The following is a 24,034-nucleotide window of genomic DNA, read 5'->3' as shown; positions in this document are numbered from 1 at the left end:
TGGCAAAGCAAGGTGAGCCTTTAAGCTCGCCTTGCTCCAACAACCTAAATCAAACGATCGAAACTATGTATAACAAAATACGAAATATAGCAAGCGTTGCGCTACTTCTTGCGCTCTCGCTACCTGCAAATGCTGCACCAAGAAGCAAGGCCGATATTATGGCTGCAGCTAAACGCGCACTGTTGTCAAATAGTAGTGCTACCACTCCAAAGGCTCGTATCGCAACGGCAAAACAGATGAAAGTGTTGAAAAAGAACGATGCTTTCACCATCATTGGTTCAGCTAATGGCGGCTTTGCAATCATCAGCAACGATGATTTGGTGCCCGAAGTAATTGGCTACTCTGACCAACCATTCAACGAAGATGACCTCAACGACAACTTCCGTTGGTTTCTTCAAACAGCAGAAGCCTCAGTAAAAGAGATTATAGCTACTGGTCAGATGGTTAACTCTATCAAGCCCGACACAAAGAAGTTTAGCCAAAAGGTTGACAACTTTGTAACTGCAAAGTGGGGACAGACCAAACCTTTCAATGACGAGTGTCCAACTGCTTCGGCTTCAGGAACTACTTGGCAAGGCTACACTACCAGCAAAAACGCTGTAACAGGTTGTGTGGCAACTGCGATGGCTCAAATTCTGCATCACTACAAATGGCCTGCAAATGGTACGGGTACAGTGAAATTGCCTGTAGAGCAGCCCGACAAGACCAAGAAAGTGTTTGTCGTGAACTTTGAAGACCACACTTACGATTGGAAGAATATGAAGAACGAGTATAAGATAGGTCAGTATAAGCCCGAAGAAGCTAAGGCTGTAGCTGTTCTTATGCGCGATTGTGGATTTGCAGCAGGTATGGAATACCACATTGACGCTTCAGGTGCTGTGAACAAGAATGCCGAAATAGGACTTCGCAAGTACTTTGGTTACGACAAAGTAGAGCTAATTTTCAAGTCCGACTACTTTGGCAAAAACAAGGAATGGATGGAGAAAATCTTCACCGAACTTAATGCCAAACACCCAATATTTTATGGTGCAAGCGACAAGACTCGTCCTCAAGCAGGCCACGCCTTCGTACTTACAGGTTACAACGAAGAAGGTAAGGTGTATGTAAACTGGGGTTGGGACGGCAAGAGCAATGGTTTCTATGACATCAGTTTGCTCAACCCTCCTTCATATCAATTCTCTGAAGGTCAATCAATGATTATTGGCATCGTGCCCAATCGTCCTGCAAAGGATCAAACCGTAGAAAAGACAGTGACTCAAGCAGGTAATCTAAAGAACCAGATTACAACCTCAGAGATTGAGACCCTCCAACAATTGGTAGTGAAAGGTACAATCAACTCTACCGACATTAAGTACCTCCGCTCATTGGCAGGTCGCAACGAGAAGGGCGAACTTATTGATGGAACTATCGAAACCATCGACCTTAGCGGTGCAACCATCGTTGCAGGTGGCGAAGACTTCCTCGTTGATAACGACAAGAAGCTCAACACAGCTAACAACGAGATACCCGAACGCGCTTTCTATGGCTGCCAAGGCATTACCAAAATTGTACTTCCTACCTCTATTACAAAGATTGGTGATGGTGCATTTGGTGGTATCAGCACGCTCGAAACCATTGAAATCCCAATGGGGGCAGACAAGCAATACAAGTATGAAGACAACATTCTTTACACCAAAGATGGAAGCGAAATCATTGCAGTATTGCCTATGAAAGAAGGCAAACTTGAAGTAGCAAAGACCATCAAGAAGGTTCACGCTTACGGATTGGCAGGTTGTCAGCGCATAACAAGCATCGTATTCCCTGAAACAATCCAAGAAATAGGCGACAAGGCTTTCGAAGGCAGCTTTGCTTACAAGGCTATCCGTATGTATGCTAAGACACCTTGCAAATTAGGTAAGGAGGTATTTGCCGACATCAACAAGGGTATTACGCCGCTTGAAGTGCCTCTCCACAGCGAAAAAACATATATGAAAACTGCGCAATGGAGCGACTTCTATATTGGTTTCGACAATATTAAGCCTTTCGGAACAGACATTATTGTACGCAATGCTTCAAGAGCTTACGGCGACGAAAACGAGAAATTCGGTTGGAAAACTGAAGGTGACGACTTTGTTGGCACACCTCTCATCACTTGTGCAGCCACAAAGACATCGCCTGTAGGTACATACGACATCAACATCGAACGTGGCAATGTGGTATCGGATATGTTACAATTGGTAAAGGGTACGCTTACAATTTTCCCAGCAAAGGCTACCATCACAGTCGACACAAAGGGTATCAATTTAGGCGACACCTACACCCCAACCTTCACTGTAACCCAACTCAAGAACAACGAAACTGCAAGCGTGCTAACCAAGCAGCCTACATTTGTCTATAAGGACGGACAAGGCAACGTGGTAACAGCCTTAGACAAGGTGGGTGTTTACACCATTACAGCATCGGGAGCAGAGGCACAAAACTACGAGTTCGAATACGTTGAAGGTAAGGTGAACGTATTCTCTGGCCCTACAGCTATCGAAGAAGTAGAAATTTCGGCTACCGATAATGCACCTTATTACACCCTCTCTGGCATACGCATAGAGAAGCCTGTTAAGGGTGGTGTGTATATCCACAACAACAAAAAGGTAGTAGTGAAATAAGACTAACATCATTCATTCTATATATTGTTGTTTTAACACAGAGAGGTTGCCACAATAGAAAGGCACCTCAATAATTGAACTTTTTAATCACCTTACCTTGAAAGAGTACGATGCCACATCGTGCTCTTTCTTTTTTATCCCAAATCTGTCGTTAGACTTCTTCGAGATTTGCGAGCTTATTTTGAGCTATTTTTGGTTGTTTTTGAAGACGTTTAGCGAGCTAAACAACTGAAAAAACAAACGAAAAGAGCCAAAATAAGGTGCAAAGACGAAGAAAAGCATAACATCTATCTTTCATATTCAAAACATATATGTTTGACGTTGTCAAAGTTCAACTTTGAGGGGGCTCAAACATATATGTTTTGCATTGTAAAACATATATGTTTCACAACCCCAATACAAAACCTTAATTATCAAACAGTTACAAGCCAACAGACATAACCCTAAACAAAATAAATGATTCGTCTATTTCGGAACAAGATAAAAATCAAGCCGAATACCCATCTATTGTTATTTCACGAATTTTCGGCTTTATACCTATAAAAAGCAAAACGATTAACACTTATTTATTGTTTCGACCACTATACATATTCAAAAAGTAACTTTTATGCATATTTAAGCAGCAAAAACAAGCAACAAAGCTAACAAAATGGCAATACAAAGAGCATATTTAACATATATTAAAAATCAGTTAATTACACATAATCAGTAAAATAAGTAAAATTATAATCATTTTTCAGAAAATCAAGAATATAACCTCACATCAATTTATTTTCACACATTTAATGTTAATTTATGTATAAAACAAACATAAGAGCATCTTTATGCGTTAATAAAAGCAAAATATACACTTTTTTTATACATTCTTTGATTGCTGTTAAAAAAGATACACTATATTTGCGATTAGTTAACATAACGCATCTTATATTGGTTCATCACATAGAAAAGCAAAAGCTGTTACCAATTGAGAGACATAGAACAAGATAAAGTTTTATAATAGTATAACCTAAAATAAGAATTTATGAAAAGAAGACTAACAATGCTTTTTGCGTGCTTATTCCTAAGTTTAGGAATGGCATTAGCACAACAACAAGTTAGCGGAACAATCACTTCTTCGGAAGATGGATTGCCCGTTATTGGCGCATCTGTAAAGGAAGTAGGTACAAAAAATGGTACCGCTACCGACATTGAAGGTAATTTTACGCTTACCGTATCAAGTAATGCCAAACTTGAAATCTCATCAATAGGTATGTTAACCAAAGTTGTTAAGGCATCAAGGAGTATGAAAATTGTCCTCGACCCTGACAACAAAACTATGGACGAAGTAGTAGTTGTAGCTTATGGTACAGCAAAACGACAGTCTATCACAGGTTCGGTAGCAGTAGTAGACTCTAAGAAAATTTCAGACCGCATCGGTAGTTCAGTAACTGGTGCTTTGGAAGGTTCTGCTCCTGGTGTACAGGTTAACAACTCGTATGGTGAACCTGGTGCTGCTCCTAAAATTCACATTCGTGGTGTAGGAACATTGGTAAGCGGTGCTGACCAACCTCTTTACATCGTTGATGGTACACCATTTGAAGGTAACATTGCTGAGCTCAACCCTAACGATATTGACAATATGTCGGTATTGAAGGACGCTTCTTCGGCTGCACTCTATGGTAACCGTGCTGCTAATGGTGTAGTTCTTATCACCACAAAGCGTGCTAAGTATGCATCAAAGCCTAATATCTCTGTAAAAATAGACCAAGGTTTCTACAAGCGTGGTATCCCTGAATACGACCGCTTGGGTGCAAACCAATGGATGGAAGCATCGTGGAAAGCAATGCGCAACTTTGCTATGAGTGGTAAGTTAGGTCTAAGTGCTGCAGAAGCTGCTGCATACGCAACCGAACACTTAGTGCCCGACTTTGTCCAACGCAACATTTATAATGAGCCTGAAGACAAGCTCTTTGATGCTAATGGCAAGCTCATCGGAACTATCAATCCTAACTATACCGACCTTAACTGGCAAGACGCTGTAGAGCGCACTGGTCATCGTCAGGAGTACAACGTTAGTGCTGCCATCTCTGGCGATAAGTTCAACATTTACTCTTCTGCAGGTTATTTGAACGAAAAGGGTTACACCCTAAACTCTGGCTACGAACGCTTTACAGGTCGTATCAACACTCGCTATAATGCCAACAAGTGGTTGGAATTGGGAATGAATATTTCTGGTACATCATCTATCAATAGCTTCAACGAAAACGCTACAGGTAATCTCTTCGCAAATCCTTTCTATACAGCTCGTTATATGGCGCCTGTATATCCCATCTATATGCACAATGCTGATGGCTCGTTCGTACTTGACCAAAACGGACAACGTGTTTACGATACAAAGTCTCCTTACCTCAGCAACCGTAACATCTGTTTCGAAATTACAGCCGATAAGGATAAAAATCGCCGCAACGTATTGGACGGTTTGATTTACACCAACATTAAGTTGCCATACGGCTTCACATTGACTGCAAAGGCTAACGTGAACCACGCTAACTCTAACCGCATGACTTACAACAACCCATTGATTGGTGACGGTGCAACAAATAAGGGTCGCTTAACCGAACATACAAATCAGTATATAGCATACACTGGTCAAGAACTTTTGAACTGGGATCGCAACTTCGGAGTTCACCACATCGACCTTCTTCTCGGTCACGAAAATTACAGTTGGAAGCGTTATTACAGCAGCTTGATGAACACTACTTCTGCTATTGACGACTTGTTGGTATTGAGCAACTTTATCTCTAACTCTTATACATTGGGTTACAACAACGATTACAAGACCGAGTCTTACTTGGCACGTGCTCGTTACAACTTTGACGAAAAGTATTTTGCTGACCTCTCATTCCGTCGCGATGGTTCTTCTAAGTTCCACAAGGATAGCCGCTGGGGTAACTTCTTCTCTGCAGGTTTGAACTGGAACGTTAAGAAAGAAAACTTCTTGAAGGATGTAAAGTGGGTTGACGCTTTGCGTGCTCGCTTGTCATACGGTGAAGTAGGTAACGACGCAGCTGTTGACTACTATGGCTATCAGGCACTTTACTACATCACAAAGAATGGTGGCAACCCAGCTTTGATACGTCAAAAGTTGGCTGCTAAGGACATTAAGTGGGAAACCACACAGACTATCGACTTCGGTGTAGAAGGTACTTTGTTCGACCGATTGAACTTCAGCATTGGCTACTTCGACAAGCGTTCTAAGGACTTGTTGTTCCAAGTACGTCTACCATTGTCAGCTGGTTCGTTCCCTGAAGACGACTTGGCTAACCTTGCACAGTGGCAAAACATTGGTACAATCTCTAACAGAGGTCTCGAAATCTCATTGAATGGCGATGTAGTTCGCACAAAGGATTGGACTTGGAATCTTGCTTTCGATGCTACAACATTGAAGAACAAAGTAATTAAGCTCCCTGGCGGTAAGGACATCTTGCACGGACAACAGCAATACTCTGAAGGTCACTCGGCTTACGAATGGTACACATACCACTTTGTAGGTGTTGACCAAATGACAGGTAACTCGCTCTACACACTCGACCCTGAAAAGGAAGAATTGGCTGCACAAGCTGGTCAATTGGTTGAGATTAACGGCACCAAGTACACCACAGCTACTGCAAACGCTAAGCGAGAATGGGCAGGCACAGCACTCCCATCTGTTTATGGTTCGTTCGGTTCTAACCTCCGTTGGAAGGACTTGACCTTGAATATGCTGTTCACTTACAGCCTTGGTGGTAAGATTTTTGATGGCGGTTATATGAGATTGATGGCTACTCCTTCAGCTTCTTCAGCTTCAGCATTGCACACAGACGTGCTCAACTCTTGGGAAGGCGCACCTGAAGGTATGACCGAAACATCAGCAAACCGCATCGATCCTAATGGAATTCCTGTAATCGACTTCAACAGAAGCAACTATAACAATGCTACAAGCGACCGTTGGCTCACAAGTGGTTCGTACCTCATCTTTAAGAACATCACTTTAGGCTATCGCTTGCCTAAGACTTGGGTTAGCAAGCTCGGACTTGCCAACATTTCTCTAAGAGCTGGTGTTGAAAACTTGTTTACACTTACCTCTCGCAAGGGCTTGAACCCACAGTTCAGCTTCACAGGTGGTAGCGACGATACATACGTTTCGGCACGTGTATTCAACTTCGGTTTGGCAGTAGATTTCTAATCGTAAAACCTTTTAAACTAAGACAGATATGAAAAGAATAATAAATTATATAATGGCAGGAACCTTTGTTGCAGCCTCAGCACTCTTGGCATCGTGCAGCGAAGATTATCTTAACACATCGCCTTCAGAGTCGGTAGAATCTGAAAATGCTGTAGGAACAGTGACAAATGCATACAACACCCTCAACGGTGTGGCAAAGTGTATGACTACACAACAAGCACCTTACGGACAAGGATATTCGGGCGAAAACGCTATTTACAGAATATACGAAAGTATGCCAAGCCAAAACTATAACTACAATCGTTATGCAGCTGGATGGGCACAGGTACACAACCAGATGTTGCACACCGATAACACACGTAAGTACGACTCGTACGCATGGGCTTACTACTATCAGGTTATTACAGGTGCAAACGGCATCATCGAAACCATAGACAAGGCAACAGGGGACGAAAAACAGAAGAAGTTTATCAAGGCGGCAGCACTAACCTTCCGTGCTTATTCGTACGAAAAGCTCATTCGCTACTATTGCTATCGTTGGCAAGACAGCAACAATGGTGCTACACGTGGTATGCCGTTGCGCTTGGACACAAGCAATGGCGACCTCAAAATATCGACCTTGGCTGAAACATACGCTCAAATATATAAGGACTGCGAAGAGGCTGTAAAACTATTTACAGAGAGTGGCGTAAAGCGTAACGAGGCAGAAGTATGGATTCCTACAGCTAACGTGGCACACGCTGTACACGCTCGTGCGGCACTCAACAAGCAAGACTATGCTACAGCACTTGCACAGGCTAAGTTGGCAGAGGAAGGCTATCCTATGGTAAGCGGTGCTGACTATGCAGCAGGTTTCTATAAGCCTTCATCAGAGTGGCTATTGGGTAGCTATGGTAGCGATAAGGAACAAAACTGGTACTGGGCATTTGGTGTGCAAGATGCTTGCAATGGCTACTATGCTAACAATACCGACTGTGGTGCGGGAACTATTGGCCATGAACTCATTACACGTATTCCTAACAACGATGCACGCAAACAGATGTTTATCACAGCCGATAAGTTTAGAAACATCGACATCACAAACAAAGATCAAGTGAACCAAACTTATGGTATATTAGGTATGGGTGACGACAATGTGTATGCACAAGCCGACTCTATCGTAAAGGCACATAGCCTACCGGGATTGGAAGCTCCTTACCAAGCAGGCGTGTTCTACCTTGATGGTCAGATGAAGTTCTGGACAACAGCTCAACCAGGTGTTTGCTACGTGCCATTCATACGTACAAGCGAAATGAAACTCATTGAAGCTGAAGCCAACTACTTCCTCGGCAATGAAGCTGCTGCACAACAAGCATTGGTAGACCTAAACGCTGGTACAGGTCGTAACGAAAGTTACACTTGCACAAAGACAGGCAAAGACCTCTTTAACGAAATAAAAGACTATCGTGAAGTGGAACTCTGGGGCGAAGGCTTTGGTTGGAGCGACTACAAACGCTGGAACCTTCCTATCGTTCGCAAAACATTTGCACAAGGTGGAAACGCTCACCCTGCAGTGGCTGTAACCATCAATCCTGACGAAGTGAACAAGTGGACGTGGGTTATTCCACAAAACGAAAAGGACTTCAATGGTGCATTGACAGACGAAAAGTTGTAAGACAATAACCATAGAATAGGTGAATACTTAAGGTGGTAATCATTTTTTAATTAATCATAGAAAATATCTAAAATTCAAGAATTACCACCTTTCTCTCTCATAAGGCAAAAAGAGCTGGCTGTGATAGCCGGCTCTTTTTTATTGTAGTTTATATTATATAATACGAGAAAGGTGGCAGCCCCTTTTTGCAAACTTCGATTAACTATTTGTACGCAATTGTTTACTAATAACGAACTAACATTTGGATAATTTATAGAGAAATTATACCTTTGCCAACGATTTATGAAGTCATTCTAATAACATCATAAAACAAGTTGAACATTTAAAAAATAAAAAACATAACACTATGAAAGAGAATAGAAAAGAACTAAACCGCAACCTTGCACAGATGCTTAAAGGTGGTGTGATTATGGACGTTACAACTCCAGAACAAGCTCGTATAGCTGAAGCAGCTGGTGCTTGTGCAGTAATGGCATTGGAGCGTATCCCTGCTGATATTCGTGCTGCTGGCGGTGTATCTCGTATGAGCGATCCGAAGATGATACGTGGTATTCAGGAAGCTGTAAGTATTCCTGTTATGGCAAAGGTGCGTATCGGTCACTTCGCTGAAGCACAAATTCTTCAGGCAATCGAAATCGACTACATCGACGAGAGCGAAGTTCTTTCTCCTGCTGACGACATTTACCACATCGACAAGAACGAGTTTGAAGTACCTTTCGTATGTGGTGCTAAGGACTTGGGCGAGGCTTTGCGTCGTATCTCTGAAGGTGCAACAATGATTCGTACAAAGGGTGAGCCAGGTACAGGTGACATCATTCAGGCTGTACGCCACATGCGTATGATTCAGTCTGAAATGCGTCGCATACAGTCGCTCAACGAAGACGAACTCTACGAAGCAGCTAAGCAACTCCGCTCACCATACGAACTCGTTAAGTATGTTCACGACAACGGCAAGCTCCCTGTAGTAAACTTCGCTGCTGGTGGTGTAGCAACTCCTGCTGACGCTGCATTGATGATGCAGTTGGGTGCTGAAGGTGTATTCGTAGGTTCAGGTATCTTCAAGTCTGGCAACCCTGAAAAGCGTGCTCGTGCTATCGTTCAGGCTGTTACAAACTACAACGATCCTAAGGTACTTGCAGAATTGAGCGAAGACCTTGGCGAAGCTATGGTAGGTATCAACGAAAGCGAAATCGCATTGTTGATGGCTGAAAGAGGTAAGTAAACCAAGCCATATACAACGTATTTAATATAAAGAAAAGCCCCTTCATAGCCTATGAAGGGGCTTCTTAAACACCATAACATTATATGAAAATTGCTATTTTAGCACTTCAAGGAGCATTTGCTGAACACAAACAAATGCTTGATAAATTGGGAGTAGAAAGTTTTGAAATACGCCAAGAAGCTGATTGGGAAAAAGAAAAAGACGGCGTAATAATCCCAGGAGGAGAAAGCACCGTAATGCTAAAGCTCCTTCACGAACTAAACTTATTCGACAAAATAAAAAAAGACATTGAGACAGGGCTCCCTGTTTTTGGTACTTGCGCAGGACTTATTATCCTTTCAAGCAAGGTGGACGACCCACGTAGCCCATTCAGCCGTATCGGTACAATGGATATAGACACTTGTCGCAACGCATACGGCCGCCAATTAGGAAGTTTCTATATAGAAGAGCAACTCAAAGGCATCGAACCTAAAGTTCCAATGACCTTTATTCGTGCCCCTTATATAAATAAGGTAGGCGAAGGTGTAGAGGTATTGGCTGAAGTGAAAGGACATATTGTTGCTGCACGCCAAAACAATCAGTTTGTCACAGCATTCCACCCCGAACTTAACGAAGATACCCATATTCATCAACTATTCATCAATATAGTAAACGAATATATTGCAGCAAAATAAATTGCTCAACAATGCCCTTGTATATCAGCTCAATATCCTATACGCTAAATATTTAATACGTAGCGTATAGGATATTTTACATCTACTCTTACTCAAGTTTAGTTTTTACTATACAGCACTTTTAATTGTAAAGTCTTTGTTAATCGATTCAACCAAAATCAGTCGTTAGACTTCTTCGAGATTTGCGAGCTTATTTTGAGCTATTTTTGGTTGTTTTTTATTGCTGTCCGGTAAAACTTTCCTCTCCACTTCGTTGTAATAAAGAATGCTTATAAAAGTATCATTTGGGGTATTTTTCTCTGATATCCGGCTAAATTTCATGCAAATAATAGTTTTTAGTAACGGTTACTATTTGAAACAAAAAGTAAGCCCCCACTGGTTAAATGTGCCTGTATTGCCGAAAAACAAAGGCTTGTAGAACTTTCAATCAGTTTTTAGCGGACACCAATAGTTGTTTTNAGAGCCATACAAATGGATGAAGGAAGTTCTTTCAAGACCCCTGCCGGACATGACGGAGGAGGAACTCATTAAAATGCTACCTTCAAACTTCAAATAACAAATAACCCTTATATGCTGCCAGACATATAAGGGTTATTTGTTGGTGTGAAAGTCGGCTAATATTGGATGCTTACGTTGTTTTTGAAGACGTTTAGCGAGCTAAACAACTGAAAAAACAAACGAAAAGAGCCAAAATAAGGTGCAAAGACGAAAAAAGCATAACATCTAAATGCGTTAAAAAGCCTTTGCGGGCTAATGCCCGATTTGGGTTTATGACCATATCAAGCCTCTCGATGAGCATACACTACGTCTGCACACTGCCTTGAAACAGTTCCTTCACGTCGGTTGCGTCAAATGGGCAACCTCTTGTAAGCAAAGACTGATAGGCTGACTGAATGAACAGCAGCAAATTCTCCAACCTGTCATTCACTTCCACCGCCTCACGACTCTTGCCGCCCATTCTGCTCTCACGAGGATTCCACAAGTCGGGATTGCAAGAGAGCTTGCAACTGAACTGTGCGATAGAACGCCCAATGGTAATGCGTCCCATAATCGGAGCCTTGCCCGACTTGTCCAGATCGCTCTTTTTGAGGTAGAGCAACACCTTCAAGCGTGAATTCAACAAGCAAGTGCAAATTTACTTAATTAGTTCGTAAAAGCACTCATATGGTGTTCTAAATTCTAATTTCTTTCTTGGTCTCATGTTAATTTTCTTTGAATACTTTGTTATTTGTTGATGACTGACATGTTCAAACGTTTCTTTTTTTGGCACGTATTGTCTAATCAGTCCGTTAGCATTTTCTATAGCCCCTTTCTGCCATGAAGCGTATGGGTCAGCAAAATAGACGGTGACACCAAGGCTTTTGCTTATCATTTCATGGCAAGCGAATTCTGTGCCGTTGTCCGTTGTAATAGACTTGACATACTCTTTGAATGGAGATAGCAAATGTATTACAGTGCGTGCTAACTCCTTGGCATTCTTTCCCTTTTTAAGTTTTCTCATAAATAGCATATTTGTACTGCGTTCTATCAGTGTCACAATAGCACCATGATTTCCTCTTCCAACAATTGTATCCATCTCGAAGTCCCCAAAGCGTTTTCCGTCAACTTCAGTAGGTCTCTCGCTGATACTTGTTCTATTGGGTATGGATATACGTCTGCTACCAACAGGCTTGGCACGATGCTTTAGCTTGTGACGACAGTGTTTATATAGTGTTCCACCTTTTGCCTTGTCCTTACGTATCGTACGATATATGGTTTCATGGCTAATACGTTTACCTTCCTTAGCCAACACGCCAGATATTTGTTCAGGAGACCATTGTTCTGTAATAAGAAGACGTATCGCTTCATCCATAACATCCTTTTTGATTGAATGATTGCCTGGCTTTTTTCGCTTTGTGAGAGCTGCATTTGCTTGGGCAGTTTCCCAATTATACTGTCCTTTGGTCCCACTATTACGTTTTATTTCACGAGATACTGTACTTGGACATACTTTTATCGCTTTCGCAATATCTTTTAATTTAATTCCATTTTGGAGTAGCACAGAAATTGTGTACCTTTGCTCCGAGGTTAATTGTTTGTACATAACAATGCAAAATTAATTAATCTTTGGGAGACAGAGGTCTCCCTTTTTTATTTTTTAAGCATTGCTTGTTGATTTTCCACTCATGGGGGCTGCTCGCCCCCAAACCCCTCGGTGTTTTCTGGTATAGATTATTAAGCTAAACCTACACCTGAAATTGCAGTTCTATGTTGAACTTGTGATCTTTTCTGTTTTCATACGCTTTGATGTTTTGTGGCAAAATTACCAAATTCAAAGCGTTCATCACTTATGCAGAAAACTGCCGACCGTAGCAACATTCACACGTGCGAAAATAATTCAGTTACCAAATATTACTCCATCGTTACCTATGGCAAAATTGGGTAACGGTTTGGTAACTGAACTTCTGCCTAAATCTGCATATTCCTGCCCTTTACGAACAGTGCAGTCTTATGCAAACCGTTCCGTTTCCTCCTCATTATCAGTCGATTTACATCAACTTCGATTTTTCCTCCTTTTCTTTGATTAGTTGCCTCCCATACATATATGTTTTGCATTTGAAATGCTATGTACTGGGCCTATCAAACATTATATTTGAAATATATTTGAAATATATTCGTTATATTTTAAGCAAAAAATTTGCTCATCTCAAAAAATATTCATACCTTTGCACCGCTTTTAAAGAATTATACATTCTCAAATTAAAAGCCCAGATGGCGGAATAGGTAGACGCGCTGGTCTCAAACACCAGTGGAGCAATCCATCCCGGTTCGAGCCCGGGTCTGGGTACCAAGCAAAAAGCTAAGTGGTTGATTATTCAACACTTAGCTTTTTCTTATTTTGTAAATGTTCCCAAATTGTTCCCAACCAGCATTAATCACCATTCCATAACTGGTCAGGGAAAACTCTTTTTATAGGTTCTATTTCCTTTGTTCTTCTCAAATAATCCAAAGCCTTATGTCTATAATCTCCCATATTAAAATATTTCTCTATTACAGTATGTAGCCCCTTATTATTGTATAACATGATAGCTCTTTCATACTCTTTGTTGGCTATTACACCATTTATACAAGATTCTCGTTCATTAAATAACTTGTTAATATCAACTTCTGATATAAACTTTTGAAAATTCTGTTCTACTTCTTCTTTCTTATTACCAACTGAGATATGGGATGATTTAAAATAAGCATTGATAGCAGATGAAACAAACTGAGATACCTGCGCTTGCTTATCTTTTTCAAACTGGTTTAAAATACGTGTTTTAATTTCATCAATATCACACTCTTCATTTTTGTACTTAGCAAATCCTATGATAATGTCCGGCAATAAGAATAGATTTTCTACTTCTGCCACATCATAAGAAAATACATTTTGTTCCTCTAATTTTGCAAGTTGTTCTTTTGAACGAAAGTCATGATCAATTATTCCATAGGCTTTTGCAACTGTATTGGGTATTTTATTAAAAGATTTTGTAAAGTTTATCACATCTTTACATGTTTCAACAGGGGTTATAGTATAATTCTCAAACAATAATTCAAATATCTTCGAATCTAAACTATTTCTCTTTCCTTCGCAAAATAGAATCTTCTTTCTGCTACCTAAGAGTTTTAATAATAATTCTTCAGGAATTTCATTTCCCTCAATGTTATCTATAGTCCATTTTGAAGGATATTCAAAGGAACGTATCCAAGCCTTTCGAGCATCACGGTTCGCTGCAAATTGTAAATCATGTGTTAGATATAGAAAAGTGCAATCCTGTCTTTCCAACTCTAATTTATTCCATAATTTATCAACTATAGTCTTGTGTAAATACATTTCTGGCTCATCAATTATAATAAGAGAATTCTTTGGAGCTAATAACACCCTCCCTACAAGACCTTAATTCCGCAGCATAAATTCTTGTAAGAACTCCAAGTGCCTGAGAAACAAAGTTCTCAAAACACTTGGATATGTCAGAAATTTCACCTATCTTGGTGCTGTAAACATAACAAGTAAGCAAAAAAAACTGATATGGCAAAGGTAGCAATTAAAAACGAGAATATCACTTCTTTCGGTGGAATTTATCATATTATGGACGTTTTCTCAAAGTTGGGCTTTGAAAAACTTACCGAATCTGTATTGGGCAAACGTGGAAGTAGCGGCAAAGCATTCTGTTATGGAAGTATTTTTGGATCTCTCTTCTTCAGTTACCTTTGTGGTGGAGAATGCCTTGAGGACATCAATGCGCTTATTGGGCAGTTCAAGCAAAGACCTGATACGCTGTTACCCGGTGCCGACACTGTGGGGCGCGGACTAAAGGAGCTTACCGAGAAAAATATTGTCTATAAGAGCAAGACCTCCGACAAGTCGTATAGTTTCAACACAGCAGAAAAGTTGAATACCTTACTTTTACGGATGATACGAAGAATGGGGCTTATAAAGGTGGGCAGTCATGTTGACTTAGACTTTGATCACCAGTTTATTCCAGCCCACAAGTTCGATGCAAAATATTCTTACAAGCAGGATTTTGGCTATTTCCCTGGTTGGGCTTCCATTGGGGGAATCATAGTCGGAGGTGAGAATCGTGACGGAAACACCAATGTGAGATTCCATCAAGAAGACACGCTCCGTCGCATTATGGACCGTGTAACCTCAGAACTTGGTGTGGTAATAGAGCGTTTCCGTGCTGATTGCGGATCGTTCTCAAAGGAAATTATCCAAACCGTAGAGCAGCGCTGCAACACGTTCTATATACGTGCTGCCAACTGCGGCAGCCGACACGAGGACTTCCGCCAGCTGAAAGAATGGAAGAGTGTTGAGGTTGATTATGAGAGATGCGATGTCACCTCCGTCAGCATAGACAACTTAATAGAAGGAAAGTCATACAGGCTTGTCGTACAGCGTAGTCCTTTGAAAGACAAGGATGGCAAGCAACAGACAGATATGTTCGGAGTAATATACACATACCGCTGTATCCTCACCAATAACTGGATGTCTACCGAGAAAGACATCATTACATTTTATAATGAGCGTGGAGCAAGCGAAAAGAACTTCGACATACAGAACAATGACTTCGGATGGTCACATCTGCCCTTTTCCTTTATGGCTGAGAATATGGTTTTTATGATGGTTACCGCCATGCTGAAGAACTTCTATCTCTATCTCGTCCGTCATATCAGCGATAAGGTCAAGCCGTTGAAAAAGACAAGCAGGCTGAAAGCCTTTATCCTCCATTTTGTCAACGTACCAGCAAAATGGGTGCGCACTGGAAGGCAGAACGTTCTGAACCTATATACAAATAAAAACTACTACGCTGAGGTCTTTATTGAATAAACATCATTTTTTGTGGTTTTTCATACTTCCCCATTGGTTTGGGTGGGGGATTTTATGCTTAGAAAAGACCCCAAAAACACCGAAGCACCTCATATCAACATATAGAGCCCCAAAAAGACATCTCAACATATAAAATTTTCTCACAAGAAAAAATACTGCGGAATTAAGGCAAGATATAAAATAATACGTTCTCCATCACTCATTTGAAAAGCAGGATAAGCCTCTTTTACCGTATCATCAGTTAAAATCAAATTATTACTATCGTCACATTGTAAAGTCCTGTGTTCAATTAAGAAATTCCAAATGCCGGCAGTTCGATCTAACACGCTGTGTAATTGTTGCTCCGAAGGTCTTTCGCCTCTTTCATAGGCATCACAAAACTTATTTCTGCGCGCCATTCTTTCTGAATATAATGCAGCTAAAACGTATCTAAATTCCGATCCATATTGTTTTGTTACATTCCATGGGAGATCATCATCTTTAGAAGCATTAAATGTTTGCTTATCATCTAATATTTCTCTTTGGTATTGATTATATCTCTCTGCAGTAGCAGCATAATTAGGTGTACTGCTAAATGTTGGTATGATAAGTAGTTTTTGAGCAGGGATAACGATACCATCTTTAACATTTAAGGATTTCTGCAACGTATTAGCTAAGGTTGTTTTACCACAACCATTAGCCCCTACAACCACGGTGTTTTCTTGTGCAAATCCTAAACTCTTATAGAAGTGGTAACTATCTATATTTGCAGTTATTTGAGATAAAAAAAAATTATCAAGATTTGCAATATTCTCTATCGCGTTATTACTTATATTTTGTCTTATTACATCCATCATTGGAGAAAGAATGTCAAAGCTATTTATTAGTATATTATCATAAGAAGATGGTATTATCCCCCCTTCTATATCTTCATTGATTTCTTTCATCCATAAGATAGTGTTAAGAATGCTTTGAGCACACTTAACATCTGTATTTTGACACTGTTCTTGTAATGCGATTAACTCACTAACATTATTTTTAAGCACTTGCTTAAACTCGTTCATCTCCATAGTGTTTTATATCTTTGCTCTAATTGATATATTAATTGTAGAATAAATTTTGAACTATCTTTTTGACATAGATATTCTATCATTTACTGCACCAATAAGGATATTATACAGACTGTCAAGCAGCTGCTCGTCTAAGCCAAAACATCTTAATACTGTCGCATCAAAATTACGCCTATCCGTGCGAGTAACTTCATCAACCACAGAATTAATAGATCGATTCTTTAATGGTTGAAATGCTGCGATTATTGCATCTACATCTTTTTTGCTCAATAAGTTAGGATTTAGCATCTTAATCTGCTTAAGGAAGTCAGCGTTTAAATCTAAAGCACCCAAATTACGTGAAGTACCACGCATTTCAAGTATTAAGAATGTAATAACAGAATTGAGTAAAGCTGCTATTAGCTCCACATCATAGCCTTCCTGTACCTGCATTGCTATCAAGCGTTGATCAATAGCAAATGGTTCTTTGGAAAAAGTAAAGAAGAAGCGTTCGTAGGGATTAATTGCCGTGATTATGTGTCCTCTTTTGGGATTTAGAGAATACCAAAAAGGACGGTGTCCTGCGCACGCCTCTGACACGGTTTGGCTGCCATTTCTGTTTGGCACATTCACAAATTTATCAATCCACGATTTTGTCCCTTCATCTATTGCCTTTTTCTCTTCTTGACAGACAAATAGCCAGAACTTGTATTTTTCATCAAACTCTATCTGTTGGAGTTCTGATGATGACTTTACATACGGAACCAAATACTTTTCGTCAATGTGTGAAGTCCTTACATTTTCTTCTTTGATAACAAACATTTGGTTCCATCCTGTTCGCTCACCTCTGAACACTTTTACTATGCTTGGATGATATTGAGTCAAACAATTTTCAAAGCTGCCAAACAAGTTGGTAGAAAAGAAGAATTGTCCCCAATTAGTCTTACTATCAAGACTGCCCAATAAACATTCTTTAGATGCTAAACATACTGACAATCTTCCATCCTTACGCTTATATAGGTCATTAAAGAAGTTGTCCTTCTCCCACAAATCATTACAAGGGTCGCTACAATTATCAATGTCGCTATAAAAGTCTTCAATCTGCTTTATTTGCTCGCTAATAGAGTCCGCAACAAATAGTTCATTAAGCTTGCGGTTAAGAGTGATAAACCTTGTAGGCTCGTCACTCTGTGTTTTATCCAACACAAAATAAATAGTAGATACCTGAGAATCCTTAAACCAATGTTCTGCATTGCTCTTTACGACATATCGTATATGAAAATTGTCTAACAAGAACTTTTTAAATTGGAAGCCATACTCTTTACCTAACCATGCATTTGATGTTATCGCAGACAAGCAACCGTCGGGTTTAAGGAATCGGTCTGCATTGTAAACACAATATGTGAAATAATCTGAGCGTTCGTTGATTTTGAAAGTATTATCTTTCAAAAATGCTTGCTGCTCGCTTTGAAATTGTTCTCTAAAGAAAGCTGATAGCTTCTCGTTTAGAATATCCTCTTGCTGTATAAACGGAAAATTACTTGCAATACCGTCAAAAGTAGGTATTGAGACCTCAATATGCTTTGTGTGATCATGCGAATCGGGGAAAACGACCTTTTTTCCAACTTTCAAATTAAAGAAGTCATCACGCATAACACGAGGAAAATTATCGGTTGCAACCACATCTTGCTTATATAGGTTGATAACAGATAAAATAGCAGGGAAGTGGGAAACATCATTGCCCCAAATCTGCTTTAGTAGTTCTCCATGCTCCTTTGTACCTAAAGCTCGTAAAATCTCATAAAAAGAATTTAGAAAAGTACCAGTCCCACAAGTAGGGTCGAACAATACGTCCTTATTAGTTTTAACAACAGGGAATGCCACAAGGTTTGCCAATAATTCATTAGTGAAATATTGACCAAACTTTTGCTTCTCATCATCAGGTACAAGATTCTCCAATATATGACCAATAACTTCCGTTGGTAAAACCTTAAGATCGAAAGAAGTAAGCACTTTCAATAGGGCATAAATCGCTTTATCGGTCAAATCAGAATATTCTATACTATCTGTAAAATACGGTTGAAAGATAGCTTGATAATCTATCTTCTTTGCTTCGTCAAAATAGCTATTCAACAAATCTTTAGCAGACTCACTTTCATCAAAAGTAATTGGTTCCAATTCTCCACTTAAATTCTCACAGAGGGTCAAATAGAAAATTATTTTTCCTATTAAATTGTAGAACGTAAACTTCGCCAAAACCTGTTCTGGTATGACATATTCTCTCTTTCTTGATGAGGATTCTAAAATCCTCAAAGTGGAACTTTCATAAATTTTCCATTTATTAAACTCATCTCTAAACGCACGATTACTGCCCTTTTCCTTAATAATGGCTTCTTTAAATTGAGGGATAATAATTGCTGATGCTTGTTGTACAGCTTCAATTATGTTCCCTGAAATATCAAGTGCAGGTTTCAAAGTTCCATTATGATACAAAGAATCTAAATCATGCAGAATTTCCTCTGTACGTTCTTTCAATAATGGTTCGTGCTGTGCAAACTTTACAGGATCAGCTAAATCCTCACGATTGTTGATAGTTGAAACCTTTGGGTAGACTTTTAACTTTGATAGGCTGTCAAGTGTATATTCTTCATCGTCTATATGCCAAATGATAGCTTCTGCACCGTTCCATGTAACAAAGGAATCAGAGAGTAGTTTATGTGCCTTTTCCAGCGCATTCTCCAACATAACGGTATCGTCAACGGCAGTATCTGGAAACTTCAATTCCCATCCATTGAATATTACACCAGAAGTCTTATCAACGAAAAGAAGAATATCAGGAAATTTAGTTCTTCCCGATTTCATTTTTACTCCTGTATCATTAGTTGCATCTTGAAAAACAGTAGTCTTTCTGTCAATAGCTGATTTTATCCAACTAATAAGTTGACCAGCCCAATCTCGTTCGTTTCTCTTTATATCAAGTTTTGCCATAACTATTACTTTGCAGCGGAGGTATATACTTTGTTGTCAAAAAGACCTTGTATGACAGGTTCCATTTTATCATTGTGCTGCTTAGCAGTAACCTCTGCAAGGCGATCTGCACATACTTGTATATAATCTATTTCTTTGACCTTATGTAGCATTACATTCTGATTTTTCTCAATTCCGATATACTTTCTATGCTCCATAGCAGCAGCAACTAAGAAACTACCACTGCCACAAGCATTATCAAGAATAATATCGCCAGGGTTAGAGAATGTTCTTATTAAGTATCGCCCAAGCTCAACAGGTTTTTGAGTTGGATGATATACAGTTCCTTCTGACTCTGCCGTTTTTACATATAAAAAATCTTCTATTGGAATTTCATTATCATCCATACATAGGACATCATTTGGATAACGCATGCCGTTACTCTGAACATGTCGTGGCTTGAAATCTCCATAACTTCCTGTATATTGATTTTTGCGAATACCTTTATCATAGCTCTCTCCCTTTGTCATTTGGGGATTGTATGTGGGTTGCTGTTTATAAAACACACAAATATCTTCATGCTTTCTCAAAGGTTGCTTCTTAGCATTTAAGAAATTTGTTGATTTTGATTTTATCCAAACTATTTTGTATTTGAACCAATCTTCATTGCTTAAAATCAGCTTTGCCGTGAAAAGACCTTGCGCAGTTAGAACAATAGCACCATTATCTTTTATAATACGCATATATTGTTGCCAAAGCTTATCTAAGTCAATGACGGAATCCCACTTATTTTGTGTTGTTCCGTAGGGTAAATCGCACAAAATCATATCTACTGATTTGTCTGGAATATTAGGCATAACCTTCAGACAATCATCTTCAATAACCTTATTAACAAAATCTTGAATGTTATTTTCCATATTCTCTTATACTTTCAGCAACCATATTCAACACTCCACTTGCACAATCTTCTTCTGCAAGCACATCATAAACCTTATCTGCGAGCCAAAGTTGGATTAACTCTCTTTCATCTGTTTCAAGAAGTTTTGCAAGTAAAATTACTTGTTCCCTCTTGGCTTTACGCTCTCCTCGCTCAATTCGACTATACATAGGAGTATCTATCTCCAAAGCAGACGCTAATTGCCGTTGAAGTAATCCTTTTTGTTCCCGCAACTCTTTAAGTCTTTCAGAAAAAACCATAGTTGTCACATTGTGATTTGTCATTATTTGGCAAATATAAGCAAAAATATTGATAACAACACTTTTTCCACGTAAAAATGTTGCTTTCGTTGTAATATTATATTTTCATTCTCCCAATTCTATTTTGAGAAATCTTATACTCATTTTTCGCCCTCCACTGTTCATATTTCATCTTAAACCACTCAACTACAGGCAAATCATCAATAAACAATTGCCACTTGTTTTTCTGTTCAGGTCGAACAACATTTTTAATGTATGCAACAGATTGCTCCGTGTCAAACTTACGATTATGCTGCTTAGAATAAAGCGAACCACGGAAGTTAACTTTCTTGAAGCATGCAATAGCCTTTATTAAATTAGGAGTAAAGCCCATTTGCAAGCATTCACACACGATAGCCTTAATATCGGCAAGATAAGGAATAAGTTCGTCCAACTTTCTTTCCTCTTCTTGTTTGCTAATCGAGTATTGGGTGAACTCATCTTTTATTGTTTCCACTTGCTGCTGATACATCATTTCAGAAGTCTCCATTTGCCTTTTGAGCGTAGAGATATTCCCCTCCAAAGTAGCCTTGTCTGCATTAAGCTGCTTGTTTTCTTCTTCTAATCGCTTTACCTTATTATTTCCGAAAAGAGAAGATACACTATCAGTAATGGCTATTGTTGCATTTACGGCAGAGTTTTTGAGTTTCTCCATCTTAATGTCTTGATTTACTTCTCTGAGTTCTGACTGTAGTTGCTCCTTGTTTGTTTCAAGTGTTTGCAACTCACTTTGTAAGTTCTCTGTTGCTCCAATGAGAGACTTATAATAGTCTGAAGTAGAGATATGTTTCGCTTCAGATCCCTCAATACCACGTTGTAATCCATACTTGTTCATAAGTTGGGCATAGCTATCTTGATAATGCTTTAGCTTATTGCGTGCCATGACATCATCTGCACATAGTCTGACTATACCAGATTTCTTCTTTCGGTACTTCCTTTTACCATTCTCTTCTTCTTTCTTTGCTTTCCTTTGCTCACAGGTAACAATAGGTATAATCGTCGCATGGATATGTGGTGTGTGTTCGTCCATGTGCAGAATAGCCGACACTACGTTCTCTTTGCCGTAGGTTTCTTGTAACCATTGAATGTTATCTTGACACCAGTTACCAAGTTGTCCACTTTCTTCTACCTGCTTCATTTCCTCGTGCGTTCCTGTGAGCAATACCCGGATTGCTCGTACTTGATTCTTACCAATCTTGCGAGTGATACCAGCCGTATTGATGCGATGGCTTATTGCTTCACTTCGGGAGTGGATTCCATCAGGGAACTCAATGAGTTCTTTGTTTAAGTGAGTGCGATTTTCATCTGCATTCTTAGGATGAATGGTGCGTTCGATATGAGCAGACATACCCGTGTCGGCTCCTTTTGCTTTCTCTAAATGTAATACTGCGTATCCCATAGTCCTCTTACATTATTTGTTTTTACGTTTAGGTTGATGATTCTCTTCGGGGTTTCAAAAGGGGATTCCCCTTTGCTCATTGGGCATTTTTAGCATAGGAGTGTAACGGCTGCGTAAAGAAAATGCCCTAATGAGCTATGGTATTTCGCTTTATGAAATATCCATAGGGGAGTAAGCGATGATTTATAGCCCCTTTCCTTTTCCCTTTTGTTGTTGAATGATGATAGGTTTATCACAAAGTAGGTCGTTAATATCCTTATATTTTGAGTAAGCTCGTGCGCCATCTTTAACCTTATACCCTAACTCTTTTGAGAGTTCTACATAAGCTGTCCAGCCTGATCTATCGTTGTCGAAAAGACAAACGATGTGTCCGTAGGAGGTTAAAAGGCTCTTTGCCTTTTGCAAGTTGGTGACGGAGTTAAGGATGATATAATCCGAAACTCCCACTGACTTGTCATCACTAAGGGTTAAGATACCCTTACCTTGCTTTTGCAAGGCCATATAAGATAGATAGTCCATAAATCCCTCAAATATCAGACAGCTATTGGCTTGGTCTTTCGATTTGATAATCGTAAATGATTTAGGTGCTATGCAGCCTTTGAAGAATGAGTTGCGAAGTTCGTAGCCACCAGCCTTGTTAGCAAAACCTATAGCGAAGTAGGTTTTATCTTTATGGGTAAAATGAAGTTCTACACATTCCTTTTGAGCGATCTCTAAATCCACTTTGCGCTCAGAGAGATAACGAAGTAAAGCAGGGTGAGATAGTTCATACACTTTTATATCCTTAAAAGCAGACTCTTCTGGTACCGCTGTCTTTGTAGGTTGATAGGAATGATAGCTCATAGCTGATATACCTAGAGTTAATTTTGCTATTTGTGCAAGCAAATAGGAAATATCTCTTGAATGGTATAACTCTTCTGCAAGTGCGATGATGCTACCTCCTTTGCCTAGTCCGAAGTCATACCAAAGATTAAGTTTTGTATTGACTTTGAACGATGCTACTGTTTCATTCCTAAAGGGTGATTTGTAATAGAGCTTTTCACCACTTACTTTGATAGGAGTATGCCCTATCGCTTGTAGAAAGTCTTGTAGTTTTATCTGTTTTGCGGTTTCGATATTCATATTCGTACAGTTTAGATGTTGTTAGAAAATTGATGATTTGATGAATTTGGGGATAAGTGATTGATATTCAGAGAATGTACCACTCATCATTTATTCATCAAAGTATTTATCATGAGGGAAATGAAGAGGAACTATTGGAACAATCCTATTGCTATAGTTTAGTAAGTTTATGAAGAAAACAGATGTTAATATCTTGTTATCCTTACGACATGATTAGGATATGATGATTTCATATTATCCTCATCGCTATATCTTTTTATCATATAAAGCCATTATCTTTTTATCATATAATCATGACTTCTATATTTCACAATCTCGATATTTTGTCTTTTCATAGAAGAAGAGTATATTTTTTAGAGTAGCAAGTTGTACTTTTGTGCGGACAAAAGTGCTGCCTACTTCACGAAGTAGGATTATCGCGACTTCACTTGTTCGGGATTTACTGCTGACCAAAAGAGGAACCATGTATATACATGATAATTTCTCTTTTGGATAGCAATAACCTCTTCATCAATGATTTATTTATGATGTCTTTTTGA

Annotated in this window: 15 protein-coding genes, 1 tRNA gene and 1 pseudogene; 8 read left to right on the top strand and 9 right to left on the bottom strand. The window is 39.4% G+C overall.

Annotation, left to right across the window (positions count from 1 at the left end; all coding sequences use genetic code 11):
- Positions 1-65 precede the first annotated feature (65 nt).
- From CZ367_RS01490 to pdxT, 5 genes are all read left to right on the top strand, one after another.
- Entirely contained in the window at positions 66-2,639 is a 2,574-nt protein-coding gene (locus CZ367_RS01490; protein ID WP_077195404.1) for a C10 family peptidase, read from the top strand.
- A gap of 1,021 nt (positions 2,640-3,660) precedes the next feature.
- Positions 3,661-6,843: a SusC/RagA family TonB-linked outer membrane protein gene (locus CZ367_RS01485; RefSeq protein WP_077195403.1), complete on the top strand. Its 3,183-nt coding sequence runs from the start codon at positions 3,661-3,663 to the stop codon at positions 6,841-6,843.
- A gap of 28 nt (positions 6,844-6,871) precedes the next feature.
- A complete protein-coding gene (locus CZ367_RS01480) occupies positions 6,872-8,497 on the top strand; it encodes a RagB/SusD family nutrient uptake outer membrane protein (RefSeq protein WP_077195402.1) in 1,626 nt (541 codons plus the stop codon).
- A gap of 346 nt (positions 8,498-8,843) precedes the next feature.
- Positions 8,844-9,719, top strand: coding sequence for a pyridoxal 5'-phosphate synthase lyase subunit PdxS (gene pdxS / locus CZ367_RS01475; protein WP_077195401.1), 876 nt, complete (start codon positions 8,844-8,846; stop codon positions 9,717-9,719).
- An 83-nt stretch (positions 9,720-9,802) separates the two neighbouring features.
- Positions 9,803-10,393, top strand: coding sequence for a pyridoxal 5'-phosphate synthase glutaminase subunit PdxT (gene pdxT / locus CZ367_RS01470; RefSeq protein WP_077195400.1), 591 nt, complete (start codon positions 9,803-9,805; stop codon positions 10,391-10,393).
- A gap of 805 nt (positions 10,394-11,198) precedes the next feature.
- Here pdxT and CZ367_RS01465 read toward each other — a convergent pair.
- Both CZ367_RS01465 and CZ367_RS01460 read right to left on the bottom strand, forming a co-directional pair.
- Positions 11,199-11,501 (bottom strand): annotated as a pseudogene (locus CZ367_RS01465) (Arm DNA-binding domain-containing protein); the annotation flags it as partial.
- Positions 11,502-11,528: 27 nt separating this feature from the next.
- Positions 11,529-12,476 (bottom strand): IS30 family transposase, encoded by a 948-nt coding sequence (locus CZ367_RS01460; protein WP_077195399.1) that lies wholly within the window; start codon positions 12,474-12,476, stop codon positions 11,529-11,531.
- Positions 12,477-12,686: 210 nt separating this feature from the next.
- Here CZ367_RS01460 and CZ367_RS16395 point away from each other — a divergent pair, with 210 nt between their 5' ends.
- Both CZ367_RS16395 and CZ367_RS01455 read left to right on the top strand, forming a co-directional pair.
- Positions 12,687-12,818: a hypothetical protein gene (locus tag CZ367_RS16395; RefSeq protein ID WP_262500749.1), complete on the top strand. Its 132-nt coding sequence runs from the start codon at positions 12,687-12,689 to the stop codon at positions 12,816-12,818.
- A 320-nt stretch (positions 12,819-13,138) separates the two neighbouring features.
- A tRNA-Leu gene (locus CZ367_RS01455) sits at positions 13,139-13,223 on the top strand.
- Between the two features lie 81 nt (positions 13,224-13,304).
- On the opposite strand, the gene CZ367_RS01450 is transcribed toward CZ367_RS01455, so the two are convergent.
- Positions 13,305-14,294, bottom strand: a complete 990-nt coding sequence (locus CZ367_RS01450; protein WP_154669284.1) for a DUF4435 domain-containing protein — start codon at positions 14,292-14,294, stop codon at positions 13,305-13,307.
- 147 nt (positions 14,295-14,441) lie between these two features.
- Between CZ367_RS01450 and CZ367_RS01445 the strand changes: the two genes are divergently transcribed.
- Positions 14,442-15,743: an IS1380 family transposase gene (locus CZ367_RS01445; RefSeq protein ID WP_077195397.1), complete on the top strand. Its 1,302-nt coding sequence runs from the start codon at positions 14,442-14,444 to the stop codon at positions 15,741-15,743.
- A 140-nt stretch (positions 15,744-15,883) separates the two neighbouring features.
- Here the strand turns inward: CZ367_RS01445 and CZ367_RS01435 are convergent, their stop codons facing one another.
- From CZ367_RS01435 to CZ367_RS01410, 6 genes are all read right to left on the bottom strand, one after another.
- Positions 15,884-16,792 (bottom strand): ATP-binding cassette domain-containing protein, encoded by a 909-nt coding sequence (locus tag CZ367_RS01435; protein ID WP_077195396.1) that lies wholly within the window; start codon positions 16,790-16,792, stop codon positions 15,884-15,886.
- A gap of 54 nt (positions 16,793-16,846) precedes the next feature.
- Positions 16,847-19,759 (bottom strand): N-6 DNA methylase, encoded by a 2,913-nt coding sequence (locus CZ367_RS01430; protein ID WP_077195395.1) that lies wholly within the window; start codon positions 19,757-19,759, stop codon positions 16,847-16,849.
- A 5-nt stretch (positions 19,760-19,764) separates the two neighbouring features.
- Entirely contained in the window at positions 19,765-20,655 is an 891-nt protein-coding gene (locus CZ367_RS01425; RefSeq protein WP_077195394.1) for a DNA-methyltransferase, read from the bottom strand.
- Positions 20,645-20,935, bottom strand: coding sequence for a helix-turn-helix domain-containing protein (locus tag CZ367_RS01420; protein WP_077197327.1), 291 nt, complete (start codon positions 20,933-20,935; stop codon positions 20,645-20,647). The genes CZ367_RS01425 and CZ367_RS01420 overlap by 11 nt, the downstream gene beginning before the upstream one ends.
- Before the next feature lie 97 nt (positions 20,936-21,032).
- Positions 21,033-22,373: a MobV family relaxase gene (gene mobV / locus CZ367_RS01415; protein ID WP_077195393.1), complete on the bottom strand. Its 1,341-nt coding sequence runs from the start codon at positions 22,371-22,373 to the stop codon at positions 21,033-21,035.
- A gap of 183 nt (positions 22,374-22,556) precedes the next feature.
- Positions 22,557-23,495, bottom strand: a complete 939-nt coding sequence (locus tag CZ367_RS01410) for a toprim domain-containing protein (protein ID WP_077195392.1) — start codon at positions 23,493-23,495, stop codon at positions 22,557-22,559.
- Positions 23,496-24,034: the final 539 nt, after the last annotated feature.

Source organism: Prevotella ihumii (assembly GCF_900155655.1).
Lineage (GTDB): Bacteria > Bacteroidota > Bacteroidia > Bacteroidales > Bacteroidaceae > Prevotella > Prevotella ihumii.
The sequence above is the reverse complement of the archived record's forward strand: the minus strand, read 5'-3'. Positions and strand labels throughout refer to the sequence as shown.

What these genes read in the sequence shown, in the direction of transcription:
- CZ367_RS01460 (WP_077195399.1), bottom strand. Translation starts at nt 12,476, where the DNA reads ATGTACAAACAATTAACCTCGGAGCAAAGGTACACAATTTCTGTGCTA.
- CZ367_RS01420 (WP_077197327.1), bottom strand. Translation starts at nt 20,935, where the DNA reads ATGGTTTTTTCTGAAAGACTTAAAGAGTTGCGGGAACAAAAAGGATTA.
- CZ367_RS01480 (WP_077195402.1), top strand. Translation starts at nt 6,872, where the DNA reads ATGAAAAGAATAATAAATTATATAATGGCAGGAACCTTTGTTGCAGCC.
- pdxT (WP_077195400.1), top strand. Translation starts at nt 9,803, where the DNA reads ATGAAAATTGCTATTTTAGCACTTCAAGGAGCATTTGCTGAACACAAA.
- CZ367_RS01430 (WP_077195395.1), bottom strand. Translation starts at nt 19,759, where the DNA reads ATGGCAAAACTTGATATAAAGAGAAACGAACGAGATTGGGCTGGTCAA.
- CZ367_RS01435 (WP_077195396.1), bottom strand. Translation starts at nt 16,792, where the DNA reads ATGGAGATGAACGAGTTTAAGCAAGTGCTTAAAAATAATGTTAGTGAG.
- mobV (WP_077195393.1), bottom strand. Translation starts at nt 22,373, where the DNA reads ATGGGATACGCAGTATTACATTTAGAGAAAGCAAAAGGAGCCGACACG.
- CZ367_RS01490 (WP_077195404.1), top strand. Translation starts at nt 66, where the DNA reads ATGTATAACAAAATACGAAATATAGCAAGCGTTGCGCTACTTCTTGCG.
- CZ367_RS01425 (WP_077195394.1), bottom strand. Translation starts at nt 20,655, where the DNA reads ATGGAAAATAACATTCAAGATTTTGTTAATAAGGTTATTGAAGATGAT.
- CZ367_RS01410 (WP_077195392.1), bottom strand. Translation starts at nt 23,495, where the DNA reads ATGAATATCGAAACCGCAAAACAGATAAAACTACAAGACTTTCTACAA.
- CZ367_RS01445 (WP_077195397.1), top strand. Translation starts at nt 14,442, where the DNA reads ATGGCAAAGGTAGCAATTAAAAACGAGAATATCACTTCTTTCGGTGGA.
- pdxS (WP_077195401.1), top strand. Translation starts at nt 8,844, where the DNA reads ATGAAAGAGAATAGAAAAGAACTAAACCGCAACCTTGCACAGATGCTT.
- CZ367_RS01485 (WP_077195403.1), top strand. Translation starts at nt 3,661, where the DNA reads ATGAAAAGAAGACTAACAATGCTTTTTGCGTGCTTATTCCTAAGTTTA.